The following is a 24,799-nucleotide window of genomic DNA, read 5'->3' as shown; positions in this document are numbered from 1 at the left end:
TGATCAATTCCGTTTGTGAATCGCAAAACTATATATTGATTTAATTTTCTCTTCGCGTTGTCTACCATGGTGCGATCCTCGCGCCACGCGAGCGCTCCTTCACGAGGCAACCATGAGTCTTTCCCCGTTTCACCTGGCGATTCCTGTCTACGACCTGCCGGCCGCGCGCGATTTCTACGGCCGCGTGTTCGGGCTGGAAGAGGGGCGTTCGAGCACGCAGTGGGTCGACTTCGACTTCTACGGGCACCAGCTCGTGATTCACGAGCACCCGAAGACCGCATCGCAGGAAGGCGCGCATACGAATGCCGTCGACGGTCACGACGTGCCGGTGCCGCATTTCGGGATCGTGCTCGACTGGGCGAGCTGGGAAGCGCTGGCCGAGCGATTGAAATCGTTCGGCGTGACCTTCGCGATCGAACCGTATGTGCGGTTCAAGGGGCAGGTCGGCGAACAGGCGACGATGTTCCTGTTCGATCCGTGCGGCAATGCGCTCGAGTTCAAGGCGTTCCGCGATATCGGACAACTGTTCGCGAAGTGATGCACGGGGCTGTCGGCGCCGATTGAAATTGGGTGCGAGAATGCGGCCTTCGCCGGGCCGCGCGCAAGCGCTCCGGCAGACGCCGCGCCGCACGGCATCCGTCCGTGCGCGCCGTTCTCCAAGGAACCCGTATGGACAGTCACATCGCTCCGGTGGAGCTGAAGAAAGCCTATCGTCTCCTCAATCACGGCCCGACCGTGCTCGTATCGGCCCGCCACGACGGCGTCGACAACGTGATGGCCGCCGCGTGGGCGTGCGCGCTGGACTTCCTGCCGCCGAAGCTGACCGTCGTGCTCGACAAAGCCGCGAAAACGCGCGAGCTCGTCGAGCGCAGCGGCACGTTCGTGATCCAGGTGCCGACGGCCGCGCAACTGCAGCTCACGCATGCGGTCGGCAGCCACAGTCTCGCGGAGCGGCCGGACAAGCTGCGCGAAGCGGGCGTCAGGCTGTTCGACGTCGACGGCCACGACCTGCCGTTCGTCGCCGGCTGCTCGGGCTGGCTCGCGTGCAAGCTGATTCCCGAGCCGCACAACCAGCAGACCTACGACCTGTTCATCGGTGAGGTGGTCGCTGCGTGGTCCGACACGCGCGTATTCCGCGACGGCCACTGGTATTTCGAATCGGCCGATCCTGCGCTGCGCAGCCTGCACTACATCGCGGGCGGCAATTTCTATGCGATCGGCGAATCGCTGCACGTCGATCCGGACGCGCAATAAGCGTCACGCAGGCTTCCTTTGCCGATCCGGGCGCGCGGTTCACGCGCGCTTTCTAAATTCCGCCAGCATCGCTTCGGCGAACGCCTGCGCGACGCGCGACAGCGTGCGCCCGCGCTTCGTGACGAGCGCGACCGGCCGCACGAACGCGGGATCGTCGATCGGCTTCGCAACCAGCTCCGGTTCGGCGCGCACCTCGCGCGCGGTCGCGGGCAGGATCGTCACGCCGAGGCCGCCGCGCACCATCGCGACGGCCGTCATCATGTAGGTCGGCTCGCACGCGATGTCGGGCGTGCAGCCGGCCGCTTCCAGCGCGGCGTCGACGACGCTGCGCACGCTGGTGCCCTGCGCGGTCAGCACGAGCGGCACGCCCGCGACGTCGGCGGTGCTCACGCGGCGCTTGCGCGCAAGCGGATGATCCTTCGGGCACACGGCGACGAGCCGGTCGGCGCCCGTGTACAGAACCTCCAGCGACGCATCGAGCGCGTCGCCGCCCGTCAGCCCGAGATCGGCTTCCTCGTTGCGCACGAGCGCAGTGACGAGGCTCGCGACGCCGTCGCGGATCTCGAAGCCCGCGCGCGGCACGTCGCGCCGGAACGACTGGATCAGCTCCGGCAGCACGCTGGACGCGAAGGTCGGCAGGCATGCGAGCCGCACCGTGCCGCTCGCGCCTTCGCCGAGCGCGCGCGCATCGCGCAGCACGCGCTCCATGTCGTCGAGCGAGCGCTGCAGCAGCGGCAGCAGCTCGCGCCCGGTCTGCGTGAGCGCGACGCTGCGGCTGTTGCGGTCGAACAGGCGCGCGCCGACGATTTCCTCGAGCCGGCGAATCTGCACGGTCAGCGCCGGCTGCGACAGGTGCAGGCGCGCGGCCGCACGAGTGAAGTTGCCGGCGTGCGCGACGGTGACGAACGCGCGGATGTCGCGAAGGTTCAGATCCATAACGATTCGTGATTGCTGCGATCAAATCATTTCAATTGTGCTATCGCTGCGCCGACCTTACGCTCGTCTCCAACAAAAGACAAGGTAGGAGACACGGATGCTGCCGTTACTCGGGCTTGGCACGATCGTCGTGCTGCTGGCCGCGATTCTGTCGAAGCGGATGTCGCCGCTCGTCGCGCTGATCGTCGTGCCGATCGCGGCGTCGCTGATCGGCGGCTTCGGGCTGCATACCAGCAAGTTCGTCATCGACGGGCTGAAGGGCTTGGCGCCCGTGGTCGGGATGTTCGTGTTCGCGATCCTGTATTTCGGGACGATCACCGACGCCGGCACGCTCGACCCGATCATCGACCGCATCCTGCGCGCGGTCGGCACGCGGCCGACACGCATCGTGATGGGTACAACGCTGCTCGCGCTGCTGATCCATCTCGACGGCTCGGGCGCCGTCTGCTTTCTCGTGACGATTCCGGCCGTGCTGCCGCTGTACGACCGGCTGAAGATGGACCGGCGCGTGCTGGCCGCGGCCGTGTCGATGGCCGCTGGCATCAACTTCCTGCCGTGGACGGGGCCGATGATTCGCGCGTCGGCATCGCTGCACCTGCCGGTGTCGGCGCTGTTCAATCCGCTGATCCCGGTCCAGGCGGTCGGGCTCGTGTTCGTGTTCGGCGTCGCGTACTGGCTCGGGCGGCGCGAGGAGAAGCGGCTCGGCCTCACGCGCGACGATGCATCGATCCCGCTGCCGAAGCGCGAACTGACGCCCGACGAGCAGGCGCTGCGCCGGCCGCACCTGTTCTGGTTCAACCTCGTGCTGACGCTCGTCGTGCTCGGCACGATGGTCGTGATGGGCGAGAAGATTCCGCCGGCGATCATGTTCATGGTCGGGCTGTGCATTGCGCTGATGGTGAATTACCCGGACGTCGACATGCAGAGGAAGCGGGTCGACGCACATGCGCGCGCGGCGCTGATGATGGCCGGCATCCTGCTCGCGGCCGGCGTATTCACGGGGATCATGCAGGGCAGCGGGATGCTGAAGGCGATGGCGCAGTCCGCGGTCGGCTTCGTGCCGCCGTCGATGGCCGGCCATATTCCGGTGGTGCTCGGCCTCGCGTCGATGCCGCTCAGCATGCTGTTCGATCCCGATTCGTTCTACTTCGGCGTGCTGCCGGTGATCGCGGAGGTGGCCGGCCAGCTCGGCGTGCCGGCCGTGCAGGTCGGGCAGGCCGCGTTGCTCGGCCAGATGACGACCGGGTTTCCGGTCAGCCCGCTGACGCCCGCGACGTTCCTGGTCGTCGGCCTGTGCGGCATCGAGCTGGCCGAGCATCAGAAATTCACGTTCCCGCTGCTGTTCGGTGCCTCGATCGTGATGACGATCGCGTGCGTCGTGCTCGGCATCTTTTGATTTTTCCCGGCGGCGCGCCCGCCGGACGATGGTACGGACATGACAGCAAAGCAACCTGAACGGCGCGTGCGCATCGGCGCGGGCGCCGGCTACTCGGGCGACCGGATCGAGCCCGCGGTCGAACTGGCCGAACACGGGCAGCTCGACTATCTCGTCTTCGAATGCCTGGCCGAGCGCACGATCGCGATCGCGCAGCAGGCGCGCCGCAAGGATCCGGCGCTCGGCTACGATCCGCTGCTCGACGCGCGCATGCGTGCGGTGCTGCCGATCGCCGTGCCGAAGGGCGTGCGCATCGTGTCGAACATGGGTGCGGCGAACCCGCTCGCGGCGGCAAGACGTACCGCGCAGATCGCGCAATCGCTCGGTATCGCTCAATTGAAAGTCGCGGCGGTCGAAGGCGACGACGTGCTCGACGTCGTGATGCGCGGCGCGTTCCGTTTCGAGGAATCGGGCGACGAAGTCGCCGCGTATCGCAATCGCATCGTGTCCGCGAACGCGTACCTCGGCGCCGCGCCGATCGTCGACGCGCTCGCGGCTGGCGCGGACGTCGTGCTGACCGGGCGCGTCGCCGATCCGTCGCTGTTCGCCGCGCCGCTGATCCACGCGTTCGGCTGGCGAATGGACGACTGGGACACGCTCGGGCAGGCGACGGTCGTCGGCCATCTGCTCGAATGCGCGGGGCAGGTGACGGGCGGCTATTTCGCCGATCCAGGCTACAAGGACGTGCCGGATCTCGCGCGGCTCGGGTTCCCGATCGGCGAAGTGGCGGCGGACGGCTCGGTCGTGATCACGAAGGTGGCGCACGCGGGCGGCCGCGTGAGCGCGGCGACCTGCAAGGAACAACTGCTCTACGAGATTCACGATCCGGCGCGGTATCTGCAGCCCGACGTCGTCGCGGATTTCACGCGCGTCGCGGTTGCCGAGGAAGCGACGGATCGCGTGTGCGTGACGGGCGGGCGCGGCACCGTGCGGCCCGATACGCTGAAGGTGTCGGTGGCGTACATCGACGGCTACATCGGCGAAGGCCAGATCTCGTACGGCGGCCCCGGCGCGCTCGAACGCGCGCGGCTCGCGCTCGACATCGTCCGCGAGCGGCTGGCGCTGACCGGCGTCGCGGCGACCGAGTTGCGTTTCGACCTGATCGGCGTCGATTCGCTGTATGGCGACGCGACGCCGGCCGTGCGCGGCGAGCCGGCCGAAGTGCGCGTGCGGGTGGCCGGACGTGCGGCGAGCGCCGATGAAGCGGCGCGGATCGGCAACGAAGTCGAGACGCTTTATACGAACGGGCCGGCCGGCGGCGGCGGCGCGTTCAAGTCGACGCGCGAGGTAATCGCGGTGCAGTCGGTGCTGCTGCCGCGCGCGGCGGTGACACCGTCGTTTTCATTCGTGGAGGCATGATGCAACTGCGTGAACTCGCGCATGCGCGCACCGGCGACAAGGGCAATACGCTGAACGTGTCGGTCATCTGCCGCGATCCGCGTCATTACGATCATCTGCGCACGCATCTGGATGCCGACAAGGTGAAGGCCTGGCTAGCGGGAATCGTGCACGGCGAAGTCGTGCGCTATGAATTGCCGGCGCTGGGGGCGTTCAATTTCGTGCTGCGCGATGCGCTCGGCGGCGGCGTGACGCGCTCGCTCGCGCTCGATGCGCACGGCAAGTCGGTCAGTTCGGCGCTGCTGGCGATCGACGTGCCCGATCCGGCGTGACGCCATACGTCGCCGCCGGAGCGCAGGCACGACATCACGGAGTCAGCAGCTCGCGACGCCCGTCCGCGTGTTCGATGCGCTCGCCGGCGATGTGCGGCCGCTGGTCCTTTCGATAATCGTAGACCGCACGCGACGCGGCGAGCTGGACGATGTCGAGCTTCAGTTTCATGGGCGATTTCGGTGGGCGAGACCGGCGCGCCGGCCCCGCAACGATGAATGTCGGAACGCCCGAGTATGCGCCCAACCGTCGTTTTTCCCATCGCGTCGGCATGTTGACCCGTCGCGGGTATTGATCTCGCGTGCTTTCGCCGGGCCCGGTTTCGCTATTTTTTTCGCGGTCAGACCAGTCGGACCTCAAGTTGAGTCTCGCGCGGTCGTTAAGGACGATTGAGTGTCCATTTGACCAATCGAAAACAACGCGGCAACCGGAGATCACCGTCATCATGCTGTCATCGATTCGCGCCCGGATTCTGGCGACTTGCGTCGCCATCGTGGTCACGGCCCTGGCCGTGACAGGCGGCCTTGTGTACTACGTCGTCAAGCAGCACAACGACACGACCATCGACCAGAACCTGCAGTCCGTCCTGACCGGCCACGCGCTCGCGCTCGACGAGTGGGTCGCGAGCCGCGCGCAGCAGACCCAGGCGCTCGCGGACACGCTGGCGCCGGGCGAAGGCGACCCGCTGCCGGCGCTGACGCTGCTCGGCAAATCGGGCGGCTTCCAGGTGCTCACGCTCGGCCTGCCGGACCGCACGGCGTTCTCGAACGTGCCGCTCGCGGCCGGCTACGATCCGACCGCGCGCCCGTGGTTCAAGCAGGCGGTCGAGGCCGGCCGGCTCGTCGTCACGGCGTTGTACCGCGACGCGTCGACCGGCAAGCCGGCCTTTGCGTTCGCCGCACCGATCGTTCGCGGCGGCACGCTGAAGGGCGTGCTCGCGGCCAGCCTCTACATGGAGCGCGCGAGCGCGATCGTGGCATCGATGCACCCGACGCCGTCGAGCTTCGCGTTCCTGGTCGACAAGAGCGGGCGCCTGATCGCGGGTGCGAAGACCGATCTGATCATGAAGCCGGCCGCCGAGCTGTCGCCCGAGCTGACGCCGGAGCGCCTCGCCGGCCTGCAGGCGGCGACCGAACCGGTGGCGATCGACGTGGACGGCGTGACCAAGCTGCTCCGCGCGCGCCCGATCGCCGGGACGGACTGGTCGCTCGTGATGGCGCTCGACCGGTCGGACGTGACGGCCGGCATGCGGGCCGTCGCGACGACGACGCTCGTTGCGATCCTCGTCGTCGCCTGCGTCGCGGCAGCGCTCGTCGGCGCACTGACGAACGCGGCATTCAAGCGCGTGCTGCTCGTGCGCGACGCGCTGACCGACGTCGCGAGCGGGAGCGGGGACCTGACGAAGCGGCTGCCGGCCGACGGCCGCGACGAGGCCGCGCAGATCGCGCACGCCTTCAATATGTTTGCCGAAAAGATCAGTGCGATCCTGCTGCAGATTCGCGGCTTCAGCGAATCCGTGAACGTGGCGAGCGCGGAGATCGCGCAGGGCAACCAGGATCTGTCGAGCCGCACCGAACTTGCGGCATCGAGCCTGCAGGAGACGGCGGCGGCGCTCGAGGAGATCGCCGGTACGGCGCGCAATTCGGCCGATGCGGCCACGCAGGTGAGCCGGCTGGCGGAATCGGCGTCGGGTGTCGCCGTGCGCGGCGGCGAGGTGGTGAGCGAGGTGGTCACGACGATGGGCGAGATCACGAAGGCGTCGGCCGAGATCTCGAACATCATCGGCGTGATCGACGGCATCGCGTTCCAGACCAACATCCTCGCGCTGAATGCGGCCGTCGAGGCGGCGCGCGCGCACGAGCATGGGCGGGGCTTCGCGGTGGTCGCGGGCGAGGTGCGCACGCTCGCGCAACGCAGCGCGGTGGCGGCCAGGGAAATCAAGCAGTTGATCCAGTCGTCCGTCGAGAAGATCGAGGGCGGTTCGGGGCTCGTGCAGACGGCCGGTGCGACAATGGACGAGATCGTCGAGGGCGTGCGCGGCATCACGAGCGTGATCGCGGAAATGACGGTCGCGGCGAACGAGCAGAGCACCGGGCTCGCGCAGGTGAACCAGGCCGTGTCGCAGCTCGATCACTCGACGCAGCAGAATGCGGCGCTCGTCGAGGAATCGGCTGCCGCCGCGGCGCTGTTGCGCGAGCAGGCGGCGCAGCTCGCGCAGACGGTCGGCGAATTCAAGCTCGCGAGTTCGCACCGGGCCGAGACGGTATCGGTTTGATCCGGCTGCGGTTGCCGAAGCCTACAAGAGGGATGCACGAAGGGGGCGGGAACGGGCCGGCGGAACGGGCGCCGTGCGTGTACGCTACGGGCTCGCGGGTGCATGCCCGCGCGCGCGGCGCGGGCCGCGCGCATCGACCGGGTCCTGCAATGAAGAACAAAATCGTAACGCCGGCCGGCGCGAATGGCGAGGCCGGGCGTCGCCGCCGGTTGGCGGCCGTCGCTGTGCGCGCCGCGCTGGCGTGCGTAGGCGTGACGGCCGCACAGGCTGTTGCTGCCGCGCAGCCGGCATCGTGCGACGAGCAGTTGACGCAACTGATCGTGCCGGCGCTGCGGCAGACCGCGATGGACCGGCGCGCGATCCACGCCAATGTGGATGAGCGCGACGGCAACATCTTGCGCATTCGCTTGTTCGTCACGCCCGACCACCCGGGCACGCCGAACCGCGATGCGACGATCGGCTGGGTGACGCTCGATACGCAAGCGATGCGTGCGCTCGACGTTACGCGCGACCCCGACCGGCCGGACGTGCTGGCGATCGACCGGCATGCGCTGTCGCGCTTCGTGTCCGCGTGTGCTGCACCGGCCGCACCGCTGCACGGCACCGTCGATTGCGACGCATTGAACCGCCGTGCGCAAGCGCAGGGCGATTACGTGACGGGCAGCGATACGGGCCGCGTCGTGACGGGCAAGGGGCGCCTGCCGTTCTTTTCCGCGCCTGATGACGCATGCCGGATCGACGGGTTGTTCATCGTAGAGCATGACCACGTCGATGCGCGAATCGACTACGGCCGTTTCACGTCGGTCGTCTATTTGAATCCGCGCACGAACGGCATTGCCGAAGGGTGGGTGCAAACTGCGCGGCTGAAGCCGGACGGCAACGGCAACGGCAACGGCAGCGCGCCGCGGCGACCCTGATCGTGTGCGCCCGCAACCGTCCGTTACACGCTTTTCCAATCCGACCGGACCTCGTCATGACTGTCCAGCACCGAAAAAAACGCGGCGAGCCGTTCGCAGCTTCGCTAGCCGCACTTGCCGCACTCGCCGTGCTCGCCGCGCTCTCCGCGTCGTCGCCCGTCCACGCGGCCGATCCGATTCATCCGGACCGTCAGTTGCAGAAGTTCATTAGCGACAGCTACGGCACGTGGCGCGCGGACCGCAAGGGCTGGCAGCCGGACGCAGGCGATTCCATCTATTCGCCGTGCGGCTCGCTGCGCGTTGCGACTGCCGACGGCCCGCGGTATCTGCTCGCGATGTGCGGCGAGACCGAGGCGGCCGTGCAGGACGGAATGCCGGGCATGGACAGCGACGCCACGCCGGGCACGGTCGATCTGTACGTGCTGAAGCCCTCGCCGGACGGCAAGGGGCTCGAAGCGGTGTTGAAGAAGACGGACATCGCGTCCGGCACGCGCGGCGAGCCGGGCACGCCGAGCATCGAGCGGCTTGGGCCGCACCTGTTCGGTTTCGTCATCGGCGACGGCGACTCGCGACAAGGCTATACGCAACGTATCCGCTCGATCTGGCTGCCGTACGGCGATGCGCTGGTGCTTGCGGCGGCGCGCATCAACGAGGCGCTCGACAATGCAGAGTCGAACGAATGCGCGAACGTCCAGGCGCGCTGCGAGGCGCTGCGCTTCGGGATCACGCCCGACCTGACCGGCACCGGCGCCGTCTATCCGTTGATCGTGACCGAAACCGGCACGCGCGGCGATCGCGCGGTCCGGGCGCGCTACGTGGTGAAATTCGACGCGGCGCGCGGCCGCTACGTCGTGCCGAAGGCGGTGCGGGAAGGGTATTGAGTGGTTGCAGCGCGACGCGAAGGCCGCGTCGCGCCCTCCGCGCATCACACGTACAGATAGCGCACCAGGTGGAAGAACACCGGCGCGGCAAAACAGATCGAGTCGACGCGATCGAGCATCCCGCCGTGGCCCGCGATCATCGAGCCCCAGTCCTTCGTGCCGAGCGAGCGCTTGACGGCCGACAGCACGAGCCCACCGACGAAGCCTGCGATCACGATCGCGAGCGAGATCCCGAACGCCGCGCCGAAGCTGAACGGCGTCACGCGATACAGCGACGCGCCGCACAGCGTCGCGAGCAGGCCGCCGCCGACGAAGCCTTCGACGGTCTTCGACGGCGACAGCTGCGGCGCGATCTTGCGGCGCCCGAACAGCTTGCCGACGACGTACTGCAGCACGTCGCTGATCTGCACGACGACCAGGAAGAAGAACAGCAGCAGCGCGTTCTGCCCCGCGTAGCGAGGAATGTCGAGGATCAGCACGGCCGGCGCGTGGCTCAGCCCGTACACGCACACCATCAGCGCCCAGTTGATCTTTGCGTTGCGGCTCAGGAATTCGCGCGTGTCCTGCGTGAGCGCCGACACGAGCGACATCGCGAAAAACAGGTGCACGGGCACGAAGATCGAATACATCCCGTACCAGTTGATCCCGAGCAGCAGGTACTGCACGGGGATCGCGACGAAGAACGCGATGAAGAGCGTCGTGTGGTCGCTCGCGGTGGTCGGCGTGAGCGTGATGAATTCGCGCAGCGTCAGGTACGACAGCAGCGCGAACACGAGATACGTGACGTTGTTGCCGAGGCCGATCGCGATGGCCATGATCGCGATCATCGCCCACCACGCGCGGATGCGCTGGTTCAGGTTGACGATGGTCGAGCTCGTGCCGCCGCTGCGCGCGCCGAGGATCGCACCGATCACGGTGGCGACGACGAGCACGCCCGTGACGCCCGCGACCAGTTCCCAGAAGAGAGTTCGCATGGGGATATCCGGAGAAAGGGAGAGGAGGGCGCCGCGTTCAGCCCGCGGGCCGCTGCGGCGCGAGCGCGACGACCGCGTCGCGCATGCGGGCGAGAAACGCCGGCTTGTCTTCCTGGTCGCCGAGCGCATCGTTCGCGCCGAAGTGCACCTTGCAGATCAGCGGCACGGGCCAGATCGCGCCCTTCGGCATGATGCGCTGCAGGTTCTCGAGATAGACCGGCGCGAGCGCGACGTTCGGGAACTCGGTCGCGAGATGGAACAGCCCGCTCTTGAACGGCTGCGGCAGCACGTCGGCGCCGCGCGTGCCTTCCGGGAAGATGATGATCGAGTGGCCTTGCCGCAGCGCGTCGCGCACCGGCTCGAGCGGGTCGCCGCCGGATTCGCGGTGACGGTCGATCAGCACCACGTTCAGCAGCTTCTGCGCGATGTGGCGCTTCATGTCGCTGCTGTCCCAGTAGTCGCGCGCGGCGACCGGCCGCACGACCGCGCGCACGTCGCGCGGCAGCGCGGCGAGGATCGCGAGCGTGTCGATGTGGCTCGTATGGTTCGAGAAATAGATCTTCTGCGTCGGGGACGGCGGCGCCTGATGCCAGACCGGATACGCGCCGGCGACGAGCCGCACGATGGACAGCAGGAAGTCGCGCTGCCAGACGTTGACGATGTTCATCGGCGCGGTGCCTCCTGCCTGCATGCCCGGCCGCAGGTGCGGCGCACGGGATCCCGGAATGCCGGCGAGGCAGGATGCGCGCCGGACGGCCTTTGTTTAAATTTTTTCAAGTTCGTGGCTGCCTGTCGCAGGTCCGCGATAATCGGACGGTTCGCCGTCACACCACGCTGCGTAGCGGCGAATGTGCCGGTCGGCGGCGTGATGATCGGCCATTGCACGAGCGCCCGTTTGCAGTTCGAATGGATCTTCGCTGCGATCGGGCCAGCGGATTATCGCGAGTTTCCGTCAAAAACGCCAGATTGGCGCCGCCCGGGCGGGCCGGGCGCATGCTTGACGCATCGGAGCGGCTCGGCGACGATGAGGGCCGTCCATTGAAGGCCGACGAAGGCCGTTTCGCCGCCCGTGGGCATGGCGGCGGCAAACGTGTCCGACTGCGCCGCGCGAAAAATACGAATACGAAACGATGAGCCTCTACGCACTCAAACCCAAATTCCAGGACCGTCTGCGTCCGTTCGCGAATTCGCTCGCCGAACGCGGCGTCACCGCCAACCAGGTCACGCTGTTCGCGGCCGGCGGCTCGATCGTCGTCGGCGCGCTCGCCGGGCTCGGCGTATTCGCCCGCGTGCTGTTCCTGCTGATTCCGCTGTGGCTGTTCGCGCGGATGGCGCTCAACGCGATCGACGGCATGCTCGCACGCGAACACGGGCAGAAGAGCACGCTCGGCGCATACCTGAACGAGCTGGGCGACATCGTGTCCGATGTCGCGCTCGTGCTGCCGTTCCTCGCCATTTCCGCGTTCGCTCCGGCGGATGTCTGGCTGTTCGCGCTGACGGCTGTGATCGTCGAATGCGCTGGGCTGATCGGGCCGCTCGTCGGCGCAACGCGCCGCTACGACGGCCCGTTCGGCAAGAGCGACCGCGCGCTGGCCCTCGGCGCATTCGCGCTGTGGATCGGCTTCGGCCTGCCGGTCGGCAGCATCGCCGCGTGGCTGTGGCGCCTGCTGATCGTGCTGTCGATCGTGACGGTGGTGCGGCGCGTGCAGGCCGGCATCGCCGAAAAGGGCGGTTGACCTACGAGGCGCCGGAGGGCGGCGCCACATGATTCGAATAACGAAACGAGAGAGATCACATGAGCGCACGCACGGCCCGCGAGGCCGACTTCATCACGCACGACGGCGAAACGCTGTTCTATCGTCACTGGCCCGCGACGGGCCCGCGCTGCCGCGGCGCAATCGTGCTGCTGCATCGCGGCCACGAGCATTCGGCGCGCGTCGCGCACCTCGTCGACGAGCTCGACCTGCCGGATTTCGCGTTTTTCGCATGGGATGCGCGCGGCCACGGCCGTTCGCCCGGCGCGCGCGGCTACAGCCCGAGCGCGGCCGCATCGGTGCGCGACCTGCAGACCTTCGTCGAGCATATCCGCGACACGCACGGCATCGCGATCGAAGACATGGCCGTGGTCGGCCAGAGCGTCGGCGCCGTGCTCGCGGCGACCTGGGTGCACGACTACGCGCCGCCGATCCGCTGCCTCGTCGTCGCGTCGCCGGCGTTCCACATCAAGCTCTACGTACCGTTCGCGCGGCCGGGGTTGCGGCTGATGCACAAGCTGCGCGGGCTGTTCTACGTGAACAGCTACGTGAAGCCGAAATTCCTCACGCACGATCCCGAGCGGATCGCGAGCTACGCGTCCGATCCGCTGATCACGCGGCCGATCGCAGTCAACATGCTGCTCGACCTGCACGACACCGCGCAGCGGATCGTCGCGGATGCGGCCGCGATCACCGTGCCGACGCAACTGCTGATCTCGGGCGCCGACTGGGTCGTGCATCGCGGCCCGCAGGATCGCTTCTTCGAACGGCTCGGCTCGGCGCGCAAGGAGCGCATCGTGCTGCCGGGCTTCTATCACGACACGCTCGGCGAGCGCGACCGCGCACAGGCGCTCGCGCCGCTGCGCGCGTTCGTGCTGAGCGAGTTCGATGCGCCGAGCCCGCGCGTGTCGCTCGCCGACGCCGACCGGCGCGGCGCGTTCCACGACGAATACGCGGCGCTCGGCCGGCCGCCCGCGAACGTGTTCGCGCGTGCTTACTGGGCGCTCACGCGCGCCGGCCTGAAAGCGGGCGGCGCGCTGTCGGACGGCATCGCGCTCGGGCTGCGGCTCGGCTTCGATTCGGGTTCGACGCTCGATTACGTATACCGCAACCGCGCGCAGGGGCGGCTCGGCGTCGGCGCGCTGATCGACCGTACGTATCTCGATTCGCCGGGCTGGGTCGGCATCCGCCAGCGCAAGGTGCATCTGCAGGAACTGATCGGCGCGGCGATCGGCCGCCTGCGCGGCCGCGGCACGCCGGTGCGGATCGTCGACGTCGCGGCCGGCCACGGGCGCTACGTGCTCGACGCGATCGCGACGGCCGCCGAGCGCGACGGCGCGGCGCCCGACGACATCACGCTGCGCGACTACAGCCCGCCGAACGTCGAGGCCGGGCGCGTGCTGATCGCGCAGCGCGGGCTCGAGCCGATCGCGCGCTTCGAGCGCGGCGACGCGTTCGACGAGACGTCGCTCGCGACGCTCGAGCCGCGTCCGACGCTCGCGATCGTGTCGGGTCTCTATGAACTGTTCGGCGAGAACGCGCTGATCGAACGTTCGCTGCGCGGGCTCGCGCAGGCCGTGCCGCCGGGCGGCTATCTCGTCTATACGGGGCAGCCGTGGCATCCGCAGCTCGAATTCATCGCGCGCGCGCTGAACAATCACCGCGGCGAGGCGACCTGGGTGATGCGCCGCCGCTCGCAGGCCGAGATGGACGAACTCGTCGCGCGCGCGGGGTTCCGCAAGCTCGACCAGCGGATCGACGAGATGGGCATCTTCACGGTCAGTCTCGCGCAGCGGGTCGACGCGTCATGAGTGCGCTCGGCGGCGGCGCGAACGGCCTCGCCGAGCCGGCGGCCGGCGCGCGCGACGCGTCGTTCGCGCTGCGCTTCGGCTGGCTTGCGGCGATGGGCGCCGTGTTCTTCTCGACGTACGGCTTCGCGAACTGGCTCGCCGCGCACCGCGCCACGGTGCCGACGTTCGCGTTCGGCTGGGAGCACGCGATCCCGTTCGTGCCGTGGACGATCGTGCCGTACTGGTCGATCGATCTACTGTATGCGCTGTCGTTCTTCTTCTGGACGCGCCGCGACGACCTGCTCGATCACGTGAAGCGGTTGCTGACCGTGCAACTGGTGTCGGTCGCGTGCTTCATCGCGTGGCCGCTGCGCTTCGGTTTCGAGCGGCCCGAGCCGGGCGGCGCGGCCGGCGCGCTGTTCACGCTGCTGATGGGGTTCGACAAGCCGTTCAACCAGGCGCCGTCGCTGCACATCGGGCTGCTCGTCGTGTTGTGGGCCGTCTATGCGAAGCATCTGCACGGCACGGTCGCGCGCGTCGTGCTGCATCTGTGGTTCGCGGCGATCGGCGTGTCGGTGCTGACGACCTACCAGCATCACGCGATCGACGTGCCGACCGGCGCGGCCGTCGGCTGTCTCGCGCTGTTCCTGTTTCCGCTGCGCGATGCCGCGGGCCGGCTGCCTGGCGCCGATGCGTCGCCGGGCGCGGCGGGCCGCGCGCTCGCGCGTCGTTATGCGCTCGGCGCGGCGCTGGTCGCGCTCGTGGCGCTGTGGTGCGTGCCGCACGCGCCGGGCTGGGCGCTGGCGGCCGGGTGGGTTGCGCTGGCGCTCGCGTGCGTCGCGTGGCTCTACCGGCGCGGCGCGCCCGGCGCCTTTCAGAAGGATGCGCACGGGCGTTTCCCGGTCTTCATCCGCTGGCTGCTCGCGCCGACGATCGCCGGCGCGTTCGTCAATTCGCGGCTGTGGACGTACCGTCAGCCGGCGCCTGTGCGGATCGACGAGCGCGTGTCGATCGGCCGCACGCCGACGACGCGCGACGTGCGGCGCCACGGCTTCACGGCGCTGGTCGACCTGACCGCCGAGATGCCGCGCTGGGTGGCGGCCGATGCGTCGCTCGCGTATGCGGCCGTGCCGCAGCTCGACCTCGTCGCGCCGACTGCAGCGCAGCTCGCGGAGGCAGTCGCGGCGCTCGAGCGCCTGCACGGCGAAGGGCGCGACGTGCTGGTCTGCTGTGCGCTCGGTTACGGGCGCAGCGTGCTGTGCGCGGCCGCGTGGCTCGCCGCGCGGCGCGGGCTCGGCGATGCGCGCGACGCGCTTGCCGTAGTGCGCGAGGTGCGGCCGCACGCGGTGTGGTCGGACGACGGCGTGACCGTGCTGCAGCACTGGATCGATCGCCGTCGCAGCGCGGGAGGCGTGTAATGCGCGATCCGTCCGCACCGTTCCGGATTGCCGCCGCGCGCGGCGCGCTCGATGCGGGCGCGTGGGCAATCGCGGCTGCGCTGGCCGCGGCCGGCGCGGGCTGGTGGATTGCATCGGGCTGGGCGCCGGCGACGATCGCGCGCGTGCTGCTGGCCGTCGTCAGCACGGGGTCGGGGATCGCGGCGCTGTGGTACGCGGTGCGCATCGAGATCGACCGCCGGCTGTTCGCCGCGCTGGCGCGGGCGGCGTCGGGCGATGCGTCGGTCGACGACGGGCTCGCGGCGCTCGACCGCGCGCTCGCCGATCTCGGCTGGATCGATGCGGCGAAGGCCGGGCGCGCGCTCGACGCGCGCGTGCGCGGCGCGGTCGGGCTGTGCCGGGCCGGCGTGCTCGTTGCGGTCGTGCAGTGGGTCGTGGTCGGGCTCGCGATCGCGGTGCCGCAGGTGGGGTAGCGCCTGTTCACGCTCGCAACGGGCTGGCGAACGAGGCTTTCCGCGCGCCCCTCAAGCGGATTTCCTTCGGGCCTGCGTTATGCGCGCGTCGCACGCTGCGATCGCGTCCGCTTGGCTTCGTACATCGCCTGATCCGCATGCTCGATCAGCGCGTTCATGTCGGTGCCATCGTCGGGCAGCATCGCGATCCCGACGCTGACGCCCAGCTGCAGTGCGTGTCCCTCGAATTCGAACGGTTCGCCGACCTGCCGCGCGAGCCGCGTGCTTTGCGTGTGCGCATCGTCGCGGTTGCCGACGTTCGGCAGGATCACCGCGAATTCGTCGCCGCCGACGCGCGCGACCGTATCCGAACGCCGCACCGCACCGATCATCCGCGTGGCGATCTCGCGCAGCGCGGCGTCGCCCGCGCGATGGCCGAAACCGTCGTTGATCGGCTTCAGCCCGTCCATGTCGATGTTGAGGATGCCAAGCCGGCCGTTCGCGCGGAGCGCCGTATGCATCGACTGCCGCAGGCGGTCGTAGAACAGCGCGCGGTTCGGCAGGCCCGTGAGCGCGTCGTGCGTCGCGCGCAGGTACAGCTCGTTCGCCTCGTTGCGCGCGGCGTGGAACATCGCGGCGGCGATCAGCCCGGCCGTCAGCCGCAGCGTGCCGGCGTCGGCCTGCGAGAAGCCGTCGACGTCCGGCGACATCAGCTTCAGCACGCCGACCGTCGTGTCGGCATGCGTGAGCGGCATCACGAGCATCGAGCGCAGCCCGACCCGGCGGCACGCGTCGCGATCGACGCGCGGATCGGTTTCCGAATCGATGCAGTGCAGCAACTCGCCGCGCTGCACGCACAGGCCCGACAGGCTCCCCGAGCGTCGCAGCCGCAGGCCGAGCATCCCGGCGGCCGTGCCCGACGCCGCGCGGTACACCATGTCGTCGCCTTCGGCGAATTCGACCGCCGCGGCGCTCGCGCCGGTGAGCAGCGGCACTTGCTCGGCCACATAGGCCATCACGCTGCCGAGGTCGAGACCGAGTTTCGCGATCTCGGTTTGCACCGCGATGATGCGCAGCAGCGTGTCGGGGGACGGGGTGACAGTGTCGACGATTTGATCCAAGTCGTTTTTCCGCGAAGAAAGATCATCAGGCGGTGCGGGAGTGCGGTAGCATACGCGCCGCCCCGCGGCAGCGCCTTGCGGGCGGTCTGCAACGGACCGCCGCCGGCATGCCGGCCCGGCCGGCCGCGTCGGCAGTATGCCGTTCGGTCCCGCCGGCAGCAATGGCGAATATTTTGCCACTCGCTCCTTTTGCGCAGCATTTCCGACCGGATTGAGGTTTTTTTCGCTTCACTGTCGCGAATCGGGGTAAGTTTTATCCTATTTTTGAGATAGTGTGACGAATGAGCGCGTGCCGGTGCCAGGCGCGCGCAAACACGACGACAGCCGATTAAAGAATGTGCTGCTTCGTTTCGATAAATGAATCGGGCCAGTCAATTGATATGAGGGGAAGCAGTGGGGATGTTCATTCACGGGCATAGCTGCTTTGCGCGCGTCGGGTTCGATGCGACGGACGACCGGATGACCCTGACGAAACGGAGCGGCGCATGAAGCCGGCCGCGTCGTTGCTCGTCCTGTCGATCGCCATGGCCGGCGCTTTTCACGCGGCCGTGCTGTCGGCCGCTCCGATCCAGGCGATGCCGGCGGCCGTTGCTGCGTCCAGTGCCGGTAATGCGGCGGCGCCAGGCGATGCGCCGGTGTTCGCGGCCGCGCCGGCGGCGGCCAGCGCGCCGTCCGCCGGGCTGCCGGCGACGACCGTGCGCCTGCCGTTCGCGTCGCTCGGCGCGTTCGAACCGCTGCGTCTGCGCGGCGCCGACGACGCGCGCACGATTCACGCGGGCGTGCGGCTCGACCGCGTGGTCACGGGCGCGCGGCTGCGCCTGACCTACGCGTATTCGCCGTCGCTCGTGTTCCCGATGTCGCACCTGAAGGTGTCGGTGAACGGCGAGGTCATCGCGACCGTCCCGTTCGACGCCGCGCGCGCGGGCCGCGCGGTCACGCAGGACATCCCGATCGATCCGCGCTACTTCTCGGATTTCAACCAGATCGGCCTGCGCCTGATCGCGCACTACACGCTCGACCATTGCGAGGATCCGTCGAACTCGGCGCTGTGGGCCGACGTGAGCCCGACGAGCGAACTGATCCTCGACGAATCGCCGGTTCGCCTGCCGAACGATCTCGCGCTGCTGCCCGCGCCGTTCTTCGACCGGCGCGACAACGGCCGCGTGCGGCTGCCGTTCGTACTGCCGGGGTCGCCCGATTCGGCGACGCTGCGCAGCGCGGGCGTGCTCGCGTCGTGGTTCGGCGCGCTGGCCGACTACCGGCATGCGCGCTTCCCGGTGTCGTCCTCGCTGCCGGCCGACGACCAGGCGGTGGTGGTCGGCACGGTCGCGACGCTGCCGGCCGGCCTCGCGCTGCCGTCGGTCAACGGTCCGCTGCTCGCGGTCGCCGACAACCCGGCCGCGCCGGGGCGCAAGCTGCTCGTCGTCACGGGCCGCACGGCGGCCGAGGTCGACGACGCGGTCGCGACGCTCGTGCTCGGCCGCGCGGCGCTGTCGGGGCCGGCGGCGACGGCCGCGCACGTCGATCTCGGCGCGCCGCGCAAGCCGTACGACGCGCCGCGCTGGCTGCCGGTGAACCGGCCGATCGCGTTCCGCGAACTCGTGTCCGATCTGCGCGAACTGGAAGCGCGCGGCACGACGCCCGACGCGATCCGCCTGAACCTGCGCGTGCCGGCCGATCTCCATTCATGGAACGGCTCGGGCGTGCCGATCACGCTGCGCTACCGCTACACGGCGCCGACCGTGCAGGACAACTCGACGCTCGCCGTCGAGATCAACGACCAGCTCGTGAAGTCGTATCGGCTCGGGCCGGCCCATGCCGAGGACGCGCGCGGCCGCATGCAGCTGCCGCTGCTGTCGGTGCCGGAAGGGCGCGTGACGAGCGATGTCGACATCCCGGCGTTCCGCGTCGGCAGCGGCAACCAGCTGCAGTTCCGCTTCACGCTCGATTCGCAGAAGACGGGCCTGTGCTCGAGCACGGCCACCGAGCCGCAGCGCGCGGCGATCGATCCCGATTCGACGATCGACTTCTCGCACTTCGTCCATTACGCGCAATTGCCGAACCTCGCGTATTTCGCGAACAGCGGTTTTCCGTTCACGCGCTTCGCCGACCTGTCGCAGACTGCCATCGTGATGCCCGACCGGCCGTCGCCGCAGGAGCTCGAGGCCTACCTCACGATGCTCGGCCACATGGGCGAGTGGACGGGTTTCCCGGCACTGCGCGTGCAGGTCGCGCGGCCCGGCGACGTCGCCGCGCTGTCGGGCAGCAAGGATCTGCTCGTGATCGACGGCTCGCCCGCGTCGCCGCTGCTCGCGCACTGGCGCTCGGCGCTGCCGCTCGCGATCGGCGAGCAGGGCGGTGCGGGCGGCGACGGCGCGACGCGCGTCGCGTTCACGGTCAAGGAGCGCTGGCGCAACGGCGTCGGCCTTCCCGACGGCGGCGCGCATATCGAGCAGACGGGCCCGCTCGCGGCGCTCGCCGGTTTCGAGCTGCCGGGCAGCCATGGCCGCAGCGTCGTCGCGCTGACGGCGACCGACCAGGCGCGCCTCGGCGATCTGCTGAACGTGTTCGAGAACTCGGGCCTCGTGTCGCAGTTGCAGGGCGACCTCGCGCTGGTGCGGCCGGGGCAGGTCGACAGCCTGCGCGTCGGCGAGCCGTACGTGGTCGGCTTCGTGCCGTGGTATGCGCGTGTCTGGACGCAGGCGGCGCGGCATCCGGTCGTGCTCGGCGCGGTCGGCGTCGTCGCGGGGCTGCTGCTCGCGCTCGGCGTGTTCAGCGTGCTGCAGAGAATCGCCGCGCGTCGACGGGGGATGTAACGGATGGCGCGGGTTATGGCGAAGCGACGGGCAATGCGGCCGGCGCAGCGCGTCGGCGCGGCGCTCGCGCTGGCGGCTGCGATGGCGTGCGCGACGGGCGGCATGGCCGCTCGCGCGCAGGCCGCGGGCGCCAGCGCGACCGATGTGGCCGCCGCCGGATGCGGCGCGCCGTGGCCGCGCTGGGACGCGTTCAAGCGCGATTTCATCTCGGCCGACGGCCGCGTGATCGACGTCGGTTCGGCCGATTCACGCACGGTGTCGGAGGGGCAGGCATATGGGCTTTTCTTCGCGCTGGTCGCGAACGACCGGCGCATGTTCGACACGATCCTCGCATGGACCGAGAACAACCTCGCGCAGGGCGACCTGAGCGCGCACCTGCCGGCCTGGCTGTGGGGCCGCGCACCGGACGGCGCGTGGCGCGTGCTCGACGCGAACGCGGCGTCGGACGCCGACCTGTGGATCGCGTACGCGCTCGTCGAGGCCGGGCGGCTGTGGCGCGAGCGCAGCTACACGGCGCGCGGCGCGCTGCTCGCGAAGCGCGTGCTCGACGAGGAAACCGCGACCGTGCCGGGCCTCGGCGTCACGCTGCTGCCCGGGCCGACCGGCTTCAGGCTGCCCGACGGCCAGTGGCGCGTGAACCCGAGCTATTCGCCGCCGCAGGTGATCCGCGCGCTCGGCGCACGCCTGCCCGACGACCGGCGCTGGGCCGCGCTGGCATCCAGTACCGGGCGAGTGCTGCTCGACACGGCGCCGAAGGGTTTTTCGCCCGACTGGGCGCTGTATCGCGCGGGCACGGGCTTCGGGCCCGATCCGCAGACGCATGCGGAGAGTGCGTACAACGCGATCCGCGTGTACCTGTGGGCCGGCATGCTCGACCGTGCCGATCCGCTCGCCGCGCCGTTGCTCGCGCGTTTCTCACCGTTCGCCGACCATATCGCCGCGCATGGCGCGCCGCCGGAGAAGGTCGATACGACGACGGGCGCCGCGGGGCCGAACGACGGCAACGGCGGGTTCTCGGCGGCGGCCGTGCCGTTTCTCGACGCGCGCGGCCAGCATTCGCTCGCGGATGCGCAGGCGGCTCGCGTCGATATGCTCGCGCGCCAGTCGGCGCCCGGCTATTACACGAGCGTGCTGACGCTGTTCGGCCTCGGCTGGCGCGACGGACGCTACAGGTTCGGCGCGGACGGCACGCTCGACGCCCGCTGGGGAGGCCGTTCGTGCGCCGCCCGCTGAAATGCGCCGCGCCGCACGTCGCGGGATTCGCTTGGCTCGCGTCGTCGGTGTGCGCGGCCGCGCCGGGCACCGCAGCCGCCGCGCCGATGCCGAAAACCGCCATGCCGGCGGCTACCGCTTCCGCCGATGCGCAGCGTCAGCTCGATACCGCGCGGATGTGGGGCGTCAAGCATCGCGACGACCTCGCGCACGATGCGCTGCGCAAGGGGCTGCTGATCGCGCCGGGCGATCCCGAACTGCTTGCCGAACAGGTCCGTGTGCTGTTGCGGCTCGGCGATGCGAAGGGTGCGCAGGCCGCGCTTGCGCGCCTGCAGGCGCAGTCGCCGAAGGCGCCCGCGACGCGGCGGGTGGCCGACGAATACCGCGTCGCGACGAGCGGGCGCGGCGAGATGGCGCAGATCCGCCTGCTCGCGCGCAGCGGCCGCGCCGACGAGGCGGCCCGGCGGATCGTCGCGCTGTTTCCGAACGGTGCGCCGTCGGGTGCGCTCGGTGCCGAGTATTACCAGATCGTGTCGAATGCGCCGGGCGGTCGCGAGCCGGCGATCGCCGCGCTGCGCCGCGCGGCCGCGGCCAATCCGCAGGACACGAGCGCGTCGATGGCGCTCGCGCGGCTGCTGAACCAGCGTGCCGACACGCGCGCGGAGGCGAACCGGATCGCATGGTCGCTTGCGAAGCGGGACGACGCCGACCATACGGAGGCGATGGCCCTGTGGCGGCGCGTGCTGCAATCGGCCGGCAGCGATCCGGCGTATCTCGACGCGCTGCATGCGTATCTCGCGCTCGTGCCGGACGACACCGAATTCCGCGACCGCGCTGCCGAACTGGACAGCCGGCGCGATGCGCAGCGCCGGCTCGAACGCGATCCCGGCTACATCGCGCAGCAGCGCGGCCTGCAGGCGCTCGCGCGCGGCGATCTTGCGGCCGCCGATCCGCTGCTCGCCCGCGCCGCGCGAGCGCGCGCGGACGACGCCGATGCGGTCGGCGGGCTCGGCCTGCTGCGCCTGCGCGAAGGGCGGCACGACGAGGCGCGCGCGCTGTTCGCGCGGGCCGCGACACTCGCGACCGACCAGCGCGGCAAATGGCAGAGTCTGGCACGCACCGCGCAGTTCTGGGGGCTGCTCGCGCAAGGCCGCGCGGCTGCAGCCGCGGGCCGGCCGCAGGATGCCGAGCGTGCGGCGCGTGCCGCGCTCGCGATGCAGCCGGACAGCCCGGATGCGAAGCTGCAGCTTGCCGATGCGCTGCTCGCGCAGCGCGACTGGGCGCGCGCGGAGCCGTTGCTGCGCGAGTTGCTGGCCGTCCGTTCGCCGAACCCGTCGGCCGTGCGCGGCACGGAGACGCTGTATGAAAACACCGGCCGTGCGGACCGGATCGGCCCGCTGCTCGACGCGCTGCAAGGGCGCGTGACGGGCCGCGACGATCGCCGTGCGCTCGACGGCCTGCGCGCCGACCTGCTCGCGAACCAGGCGCGCGCGCTCGCGGGCAAGGGCGAACGCGGGCCCGCCGCGCAACGCTACGAGGCGGCCGTGCGTGCGGCGCCCGACGCGCCGTGGACGCGCTTCGCGCTCGCGCGCCTGTATCGCGACATGGGGCTGCCGCAGCTCGGCCGCACGGTGATGGACGAAGGGCTCGCGCAAAGCGATACGCCCGAGATGCGCTATGCAACGGCGCTGTACCGCAATTCGCTCGACGACGTCGCGGGTGCGCAGGCCGCGCTCGCATCCGTCGACGACGCGCACCGCTCGGACGGGATGCGCGCGCTCGCGCGCAAGCTCGACGCGGAAAGCACGCTGGCCGACGCGCGCGGCGCGCGCGGGCGCGGCGATCGTGCGGCATTCGCGGCATCGCTCGCGCATGCGCAGGCGAGCGCGCCGGACGATCCCGACATGCTCGCCGCGATCGGCGCGCAGTGGATCGACGCGGGCGAACCCGAGCGCGGCCTCGCGCCGTTGCGCGACTGGATCGCCGCGCATCCGCGCGAAGCCGATGCGGACGTGCGGCTGCGCTACGGCGACCTGCTCGGCAGCGCGGGGCGCGACGACGCACTCGCCGAGTGGCTCGCCGCGCTGCGCCGCGAACCGTCGCTGACGCCCGCGCAGACGGCGAGGCTCGAGGACCAGTCGCTGCGGCTCGTGCTGCGGCAGACGGACGATGCGATCGCGCGGCAGGACTACGCGCAGGCGCGTGCGCTGCTCGATCGCACGAGCCCGGCCGGCCGCGCGGACAAGCGCCATGCGCTGGAACTGGCCGATCTCGAACGCGCGCAAGGCCATTACGGCGCGGCGCGCGACGCGCTTGCGCCGGTCGTCGCGCGCACGCCGGACGATGCCGATACGCAGCTCGCGCTCGCGCGGATCGACGAGGACAGCGGCAACCGCGCGGCCGCGCTCGCGCGGGTGCAGGCCGTGCTCGCACGCACGCCGGGCGACGATGTCGACACGCAACTGTCGGCCGTGCGCCGCCTGAACGCGCTGCGCCGTCCGGACGAAGCCGCACCGGTGACCGACCGGCTGCAGGCCGCGTATCCGGCGCGTGCGGACGTGACGGTCGCGGCCGGACGCGTGGCCGAGGCACAGGGCCGCTATGACGACGCGGCGTCGCTGTACCGGCTGTCGCGGTCGCAGGAACGCACGGCGGGCGTGAGCCCCGGCCGCGACGGCCTGACGCCCGCGCAGGCCGCGTTCGCGGATCTCGAACAGCGGCGGAACCCCGAGATCGAGACCGGCTGGATGCCCGCGTACAAGTCGGGCGACGAAGGCATCTCGTCGTATCGCGCGCAGCAGGTGCCGATCTACCTGCAGATGCCGATCCGCTACGACGGGCATGTGTTCGCGCAGATCGACACCGTGCATCTGGACCCGGGCACGCTCGATACGAGCGACCCGAACGCGTATTCGCTGAAGACCTTCGGGACCTACGCGGCGCTCAGGGCATCGAACGGGCTGCCGCCCCCGTTCCAGTCGAATCAGCCGGCCGCTGCGCTGATTGCGAATCCGCCGGGCTCGCTGCACCAGTCGACGACGGGCGTCGCGCTCGGCGCCGGCTATCGCACCGATGCATGGCGCTTCGATCTCGGCACGTCGCCGCTCGGTTTCCCCGTGCATTACCTCGTCGGCGGCGTGCGCTACCGCTTCGACGCGGGCCCGGCGAGCTTCAGCGTGAATGCGTCGCGGCGGCCCGAAACGAGCAGCGTGCTGTCGTACGCGGGGATGCGCGACCCGTGGACGGGGGCGGTCTGGGGCGGCGTGCGCCGCGACGGCGTGAACCTGCGCGCATCGGTCGACGTCGGCCGCACGAACCTGTTCGCGGAACTCGGCGCGGGCGTGCTGTCCGGCCGCAACGTCGAACGCAACGCGGAAGTCACGCTGCGCACCGGGTTCACGATGCCCGTGTACGAGCGCGCGACGATGAAGGTCAGCACCGGGCTCGTCGGCAATGCGTGGCACTACGCGCAGAACCTGCGCTACTACACGTACGGGCAGGGCGGTTACTACAGCCCGCAGCGCTACCTGTCGCTCGGCGTGCCGATCGAATGGGCGGGGCGGCGCGACGCGCTGTCGTGGGACCTGACCGTCACGGGCGGAATCTCGAACAGCTACGAGAAGGATTCGCTGTTTTACCCGACGTTTTCGGACCAGCGGGCCGCGCAGGTCGCGGCCGGGTTCGTGTACGCGGGCAGCTCGACACGCGGCGTGTCGTTCTCGTACGGCGTGAACGGTATCGTCGAGTACCGCGTGAACCCGCACCTGAGCGTCGGCGCGCAACTGCATGTCGACCGGTCGCACGACTACGCGCCGAGTTCCGCGCTCGTGTACCTGCGCTATGCGTTCGATGCGCGCGCGCAGCCCAGCTGGCTCGTCACGCCGACGCCGGTGCGGCTTTATTCGGATTACTAGGGG

The 24,799-nt window shown here is 70.0% G+C and carries 20 protein-coding genes; 15 read left to right on the top strand and 5 right to left on the bottom strand.

The annotated features are described in order from the left end of the window. Window positions 1-112: 112 nt before the first annotated feature. Window positions 113-538, top strand: a complete 426-nt coding sequence (locus DM992_RS14700; RefSeq protein WP_034183320.1) for a VOC family protein — start codon at window positions 113-115, stop codon at window positions 536-538. Between the two features lie 131 nt (window positions 539-669). Further along, a complete protein-coding gene (locus tag DM992_RS14695) occupies window positions 670-1,254 on the top strand; it encodes a flavin reductase family protein (RefSeq protein WP_111017326.1) in 585 nt (194 codons plus the stop codon). A 39-nt stretch (window positions 1,255-1,293) separates the two neighbouring features. Here DM992_RS14695 and DM992_RS14690 read toward each other — a convergent pair whose 3' ends face one another. Next, a complete protein-coding gene (locus tag DM992_RS14690; protein ID WP_111017325.1) occupies window positions 1,294-2,190 on the bottom strand; it encodes a LysR family transcriptional regulator in 897 nt (298 codons plus the stop codon). A gap of 97 nt (window positions 2,191-2,287) precedes the next feature. Between DM992_RS14690 and DM992_RS14685 the strand changes: the two genes are divergently transcribed. Genes DM992_RS14685 through DM992_RS14675 form a run of 3 tightly spaced genes read left to right on the top strand, consistent with a single transcriptional unit; the run spans window position 2,288 to window position 5,295 of the window. Then, on the top strand, window positions 2,288-3,586 hold the full coding sequence (locus tag DM992_RS14685) for a citrate:proton symporter (protein ID WP_111017324.1): 1,299 nt from the start codon (window positions 2,288-2,290) through the stop codon (window positions 3,584-3,586). A 39-nt stretch (window positions 3,587-3,625) separates the two neighbouring features. Continuing rightward, entirely contained in the window at window positions 3,626-4,984 is a 1,359-nt protein-coding gene (locus DM992_RS14680; RefSeq protein WP_111017323.1) for an acyclic terpene utilization AtuA family protein, read from the top strand. After that, complete coding sequence (locus DM992_RS14675) at window positions 4,984-5,295, top strand: hypothetical protein (RefSeq protein ID WP_111017944.1); 312 nt, start codon at window positions 4,984-4,986, stop codon at window positions 5,293-5,295. Before DM992_RS14680 ends, DM992_RS14675 begins: the two co-directional genes overlap by 1 nt. A 34-nt stretch (window positions 5,296-5,329) precedes the next feature. On the opposite strand, the gene DM992_RS43400 is transcribed toward DM992_RS14675, so the two are convergent. Next, entirely contained in the window at window positions 5,330-5,464 is a 135-nt protein-coding gene (locus tag DM992_RS43400; RefSeq protein ID WP_275427570.1) for a hypothetical protein, read from the bottom strand. A gap of 274 nt (window positions 5,465-5,738) precedes the next feature. Between DM992_RS43400 and DM992_RS14665 the strand changes: the two genes are divergently transcribed. The 3 genes from DM992_RS14665 to DM992_RS14655 all read left to right on the top strand — a co-directional run bounded on the left by DM992_RS14665 (window position 5,739) and on the right by DM992_RS14655 (window position 9,366). After that, window positions 5,739-7,568: a methyl-accepting chemotaxis protein gene (locus DM992_RS14665; RefSeq protein WP_111017322.1), complete on the top strand. Its 1,830-nt coding sequence runs from the start codon at window positions 5,739-5,741 to the stop codon at window positions 7,566-7,568. A 149-nt stretch (window positions 7,569-7,717) separates the two neighbouring features. Beyond that, the gene (locus tag DM992_RS14660; protein ID WP_239511287.1) at window positions 7,718-8,485 is read left to right on the top strand and encodes a hypothetical protein; all 768 of its coding nucleotides are present in this window, start codon (window positions 7,718-7,720) and stop codon (window positions 8,483-8,485) included. 56 nt (window positions 8,486-8,541) lie between these two features. Continuing rightward, window positions 8,542-9,366 carry a topoisomerase IV gene (locus DM992_RS14655; RefSeq protein WP_111017321.1) on the top strand — a complete coding sequence of 275 codons (825 nt, stop codon included), beginning with the start codon at window positions 8,542-8,544 and terminating at the stop codon, window positions 9,364-9,366. A gap of 44 nt (window positions 9,367-9,410) precedes the next feature. Here the strand turns inward: DM992_RS14655 and DM992_RS14650 are convergent, their stop codons facing one another. Together DM992_RS14650 and DM992_RS14645 are read right to left on the bottom strand one after the other, a co-directional pair. Continuing rightward, window positions 9,411-10,340: a phosphatidate cytidylyltransferase gene (locus DM992_RS14650; protein ID WP_034183328.1), complete on the bottom strand. Its 930-nt coding sequence runs from the start codon at window positions 10,338-10,340 to the stop codon at window positions 9,411-9,413. A gap of 37 nt (window positions 10,341-10,377) precedes the next feature. Further along, entirely contained in the window at window positions 10,378-11,007 is a 630-nt protein-coding gene (locus DM992_RS14645; protein ID WP_111017942.1) for a lysophospholipid acyltransferase family protein, read from the bottom strand. A 463-nt stretch (window positions 11,008-11,470) separates the two neighbouring features. Between DM992_RS14645 and DM992_RS14635 the strand changes: the two genes are divergently transcribed. Genes DM992_RS14635 through DM992_RS14620 form a run of 4 tightly spaced genes read left to right on the top strand, consistent with a single transcriptional unit; the run spans window position 11,471 to window position 15,754 of the window. Beyond that, complete coding sequence (locus DM992_RS14635) at window positions 11,471-12,076, top strand: CDP-alcohol phosphatidyltransferase family protein (RefSeq protein ID WP_072436404.1); 606 nt, start codon at window positions 11,471-11,473, stop codon at window positions 12,074-12,076. 59 nt (window positions 12,077-12,135) lie between these two features. After that, the gene (locus DM992_RS14630) at window positions 12,136-13,905 is read left to right on the top strand and encodes a bifunctional alpha/beta hydrolase/class I SAM-dependent methyltransferase (RefSeq protein ID WP_111017320.1); all 1,770 of its coding nucleotides are present in this window, start codon (window positions 12,136-12,138) and stop codon (window positions 13,903-13,905) included. Continuing rightward, a complete protein-coding gene (locus DM992_RS14625) occupies window positions 13,902-15,302 on the top strand; it encodes a phosphatase PAP2/dual specificity phosphatase family protein (protein WP_111017319.1) in 1,401 nt (466 codons plus the stop codon). The genes DM992_RS14630 and DM992_RS14625 overlap by 4 nt, the downstream gene beginning before the upstream one ends. Then, on the top strand, window positions 15,302-15,754 hold the full coding sequence (locus DM992_RS14620) for a hypothetical protein (protein ID WP_111017318.1): 453 nt from the start codon (window positions 15,302-15,304) through the stop codon (window positions 15,752-15,754). Before DM992_RS14625 ends, DM992_RS14620 begins: the two co-directional genes overlap by 1 nt. A gap of 77 nt (window positions 15,755-15,831) precedes the next feature. On the opposite strand, the gene DM992_RS14615 is transcribed toward DM992_RS14620, so the two are convergent. Next, window positions 15,832-16,854, bottom strand: a complete 1,023-nt coding sequence (locus DM992_RS14615) for a sensor domain-containing diguanylate cyclase (protein WP_111017317.1) — start codon at window positions 16,852-16,854, stop codon at window positions 15,832-15,834. Between the two features lie 485 nt (window positions 16,855-17,339). Between DM992_RS14615 and bcsB the strand changes: the two genes are divergently transcribed. Genes bcsB through DM992_RS14600 form a run of 3 tightly spaced genes read left to right on the top strand, consistent with a single transcriptional unit; the run spans window position 17,340 to window position 24,796 of the window. Then, complete coding sequence (gene bcsB, locus DM992_RS14610) at window positions 17,340-19,670, top strand: cellulose biosynthesis cyclic di-GMP-binding regulatory protein BcsB (RefSeq protein ID WP_111017316.1); 2,331 nt, start codon at window positions 17,340-17,342, stop codon at window positions 19,668-19,670. 3 nt (window positions 19,671-19,673) lie between these two features. After that, the gene (gene bcsZ, locus DM992_RS14605; RefSeq protein ID WP_111017315.1) at window positions 19,674-20,903 is read left to right on the top strand and encodes a cellulose synthase complex periplasmic endoglucanase BcsZ; all 1,230 of its coding nucleotides are present in this window, start codon (window positions 19,674-19,676) and stop codon (window positions 20,901-20,903) included. Next, entirely contained in the window at window positions 20,888-24,796 is a 3,909-nt protein-coding gene (locus DM992_RS14600) for a cellulose synthase subunit BcsC-related outer membrane protein (protein WP_111017314.1), read from the top strand. Before bcsZ ends, DM992_RS14600 begins: the two co-directional genes overlap by 16 nt. The last annotated feature ends 3 nt before the right edge of the window (window positions 24,797-24,799 follow it).

The sequence above is a fragment of the Burkholderia sp. JP2-270 genome (assembly GCF_003233675.1).
Classification (GTDB): Bacteria; Pseudomonadota; Gammaproteobacteria; order Burkholderiales; family Burkholderiaceae; genus Burkholderia; species Burkholderia pyrrocinia_C.
This window is presented reverse-complemented; position numbering and strand designations above follow the sequence as displayed.

Bases quoted from the DNA above. Each gene is read 5' to 3' on its own strand.
- bcsZ (WP_111017315.1), top strand. From the start codon at position 19,674: ATGGCGCGGGTTATGGCGAAGCGACGGGCAATGCGGCCGGCGCAGCGC.
- DM992_RS14620 (WP_111017318.1), top strand. From the start codon at position 15,302: ATGCGCGATCCGTCCGCACCGTTCCGGATTGCCGCCGCGCGCGGCGCG.
- DM992_RS14680 (WP_111017323.1), top strand. From the start codon at position 3,626: ATGACAGCAAAGCAACCTGAACGGCGCGTGCGCATCGGCGCGGGCGCC.
- DM992_RS14700 (WP_034183320.1), top strand. From the start codon at position 113: ATGAGTCTTTCCCCGTTTCACCTGGCGATTCCTGTCTACGACCTGCCG.
- DM992_RS14630 (WP_111017320.1), top strand. From the start codon at position 12,136: ATGAGCGCACGCACGGCCCGCGAGGCCGACTTCATCACGCACGACGGC.
- DM992_RS14625 (WP_111017319.1), top strand. From the start codon at position 13,902: ATGAGTGCGCTCGGCGGCGGCGCGAACGGCCTCGCCGAGCCGGCGGCC.
- DM992_RS14660 (WP_239511287.1), top strand. From the start codon at position 7,718: ATGAAGAACAAAATCGTAACGCCGGCCGGCGCGAATGGCGAGGCCGGG.
- DM992_RS14635 (WP_072436404.1), top strand. From the start codon at position 11,471: ATGAGCCTCTACGCACTCAAACCCAAATTCCAGGACCGTCTGCGTCCG.
- DM992_RS14655 (WP_111017321.1), top strand. From the start codon at position 8,542: ATGACTGTCCAGCACCGAAAAAAACGCGGCGAGCCGTTCGCAGCTTCG.
- DM992_RS14685 (WP_111017324.1), top strand. From the start codon at position 2,288: ATGCTGCCGTTACTCGGGCTTGGCACGATCGTCGTGCTGCTGGCCGCG.
- DM992_RS14665 (WP_111017322.1), top strand. From the start codon at position 5,739: ATGCTGTCATCGATTCGCGCCCGGATTCTGGCGACTTGCGTCGCCATC.
- DM992_RS43400 (WP_275427570.1), bottom strand. From the start codon at position 5,464: ATGAAACTGAAGCTCGACATCGTCCAGCTCGCCGCGTCGCGTGCGGTC.
- DM992_RS14645 (WP_111017942.1), bottom strand. From the start codon at position 11,007: ATGAACATCGTCAACGTCTGGCAGCGCGACTTCCTGCTGTCCATCGTG.
- DM992_RS14675 (WP_111017944.1), top strand. From the start codon at position 4,984: ATGCAACTGCGTGAACTCGCGCATGCGCGCACCGGCGACAAGGGCAAT.
- bcsB (WP_111017316.1), top strand. From the start codon at position 17,340: ATGAAGCCGGCCGCGTCGTTGCTCGTCCTGTCGATCGCCATGGCCGGC.
- DM992_RS14650 (WP_034183328.1), bottom strand. From the start codon at position 10,340: ATGCGAACTCTCTTCTGGGAACTGGTCGCGGGCGTCACGGGCGTGCTC.
- DM992_RS14695 (WP_111017326.1), top strand. From the start codon at position 670: ATGGACAGTCACATCGCTCCGGTGGAGCTGAAGAAAGCCTATCGTCTC.
- DM992_RS14690 (WP_111017325.1), bottom strand. From the start codon at position 2,190: ATGGATCTGAACCTTCGCGACATCCGCGCGTTCGTCACCGTCGCGCAC.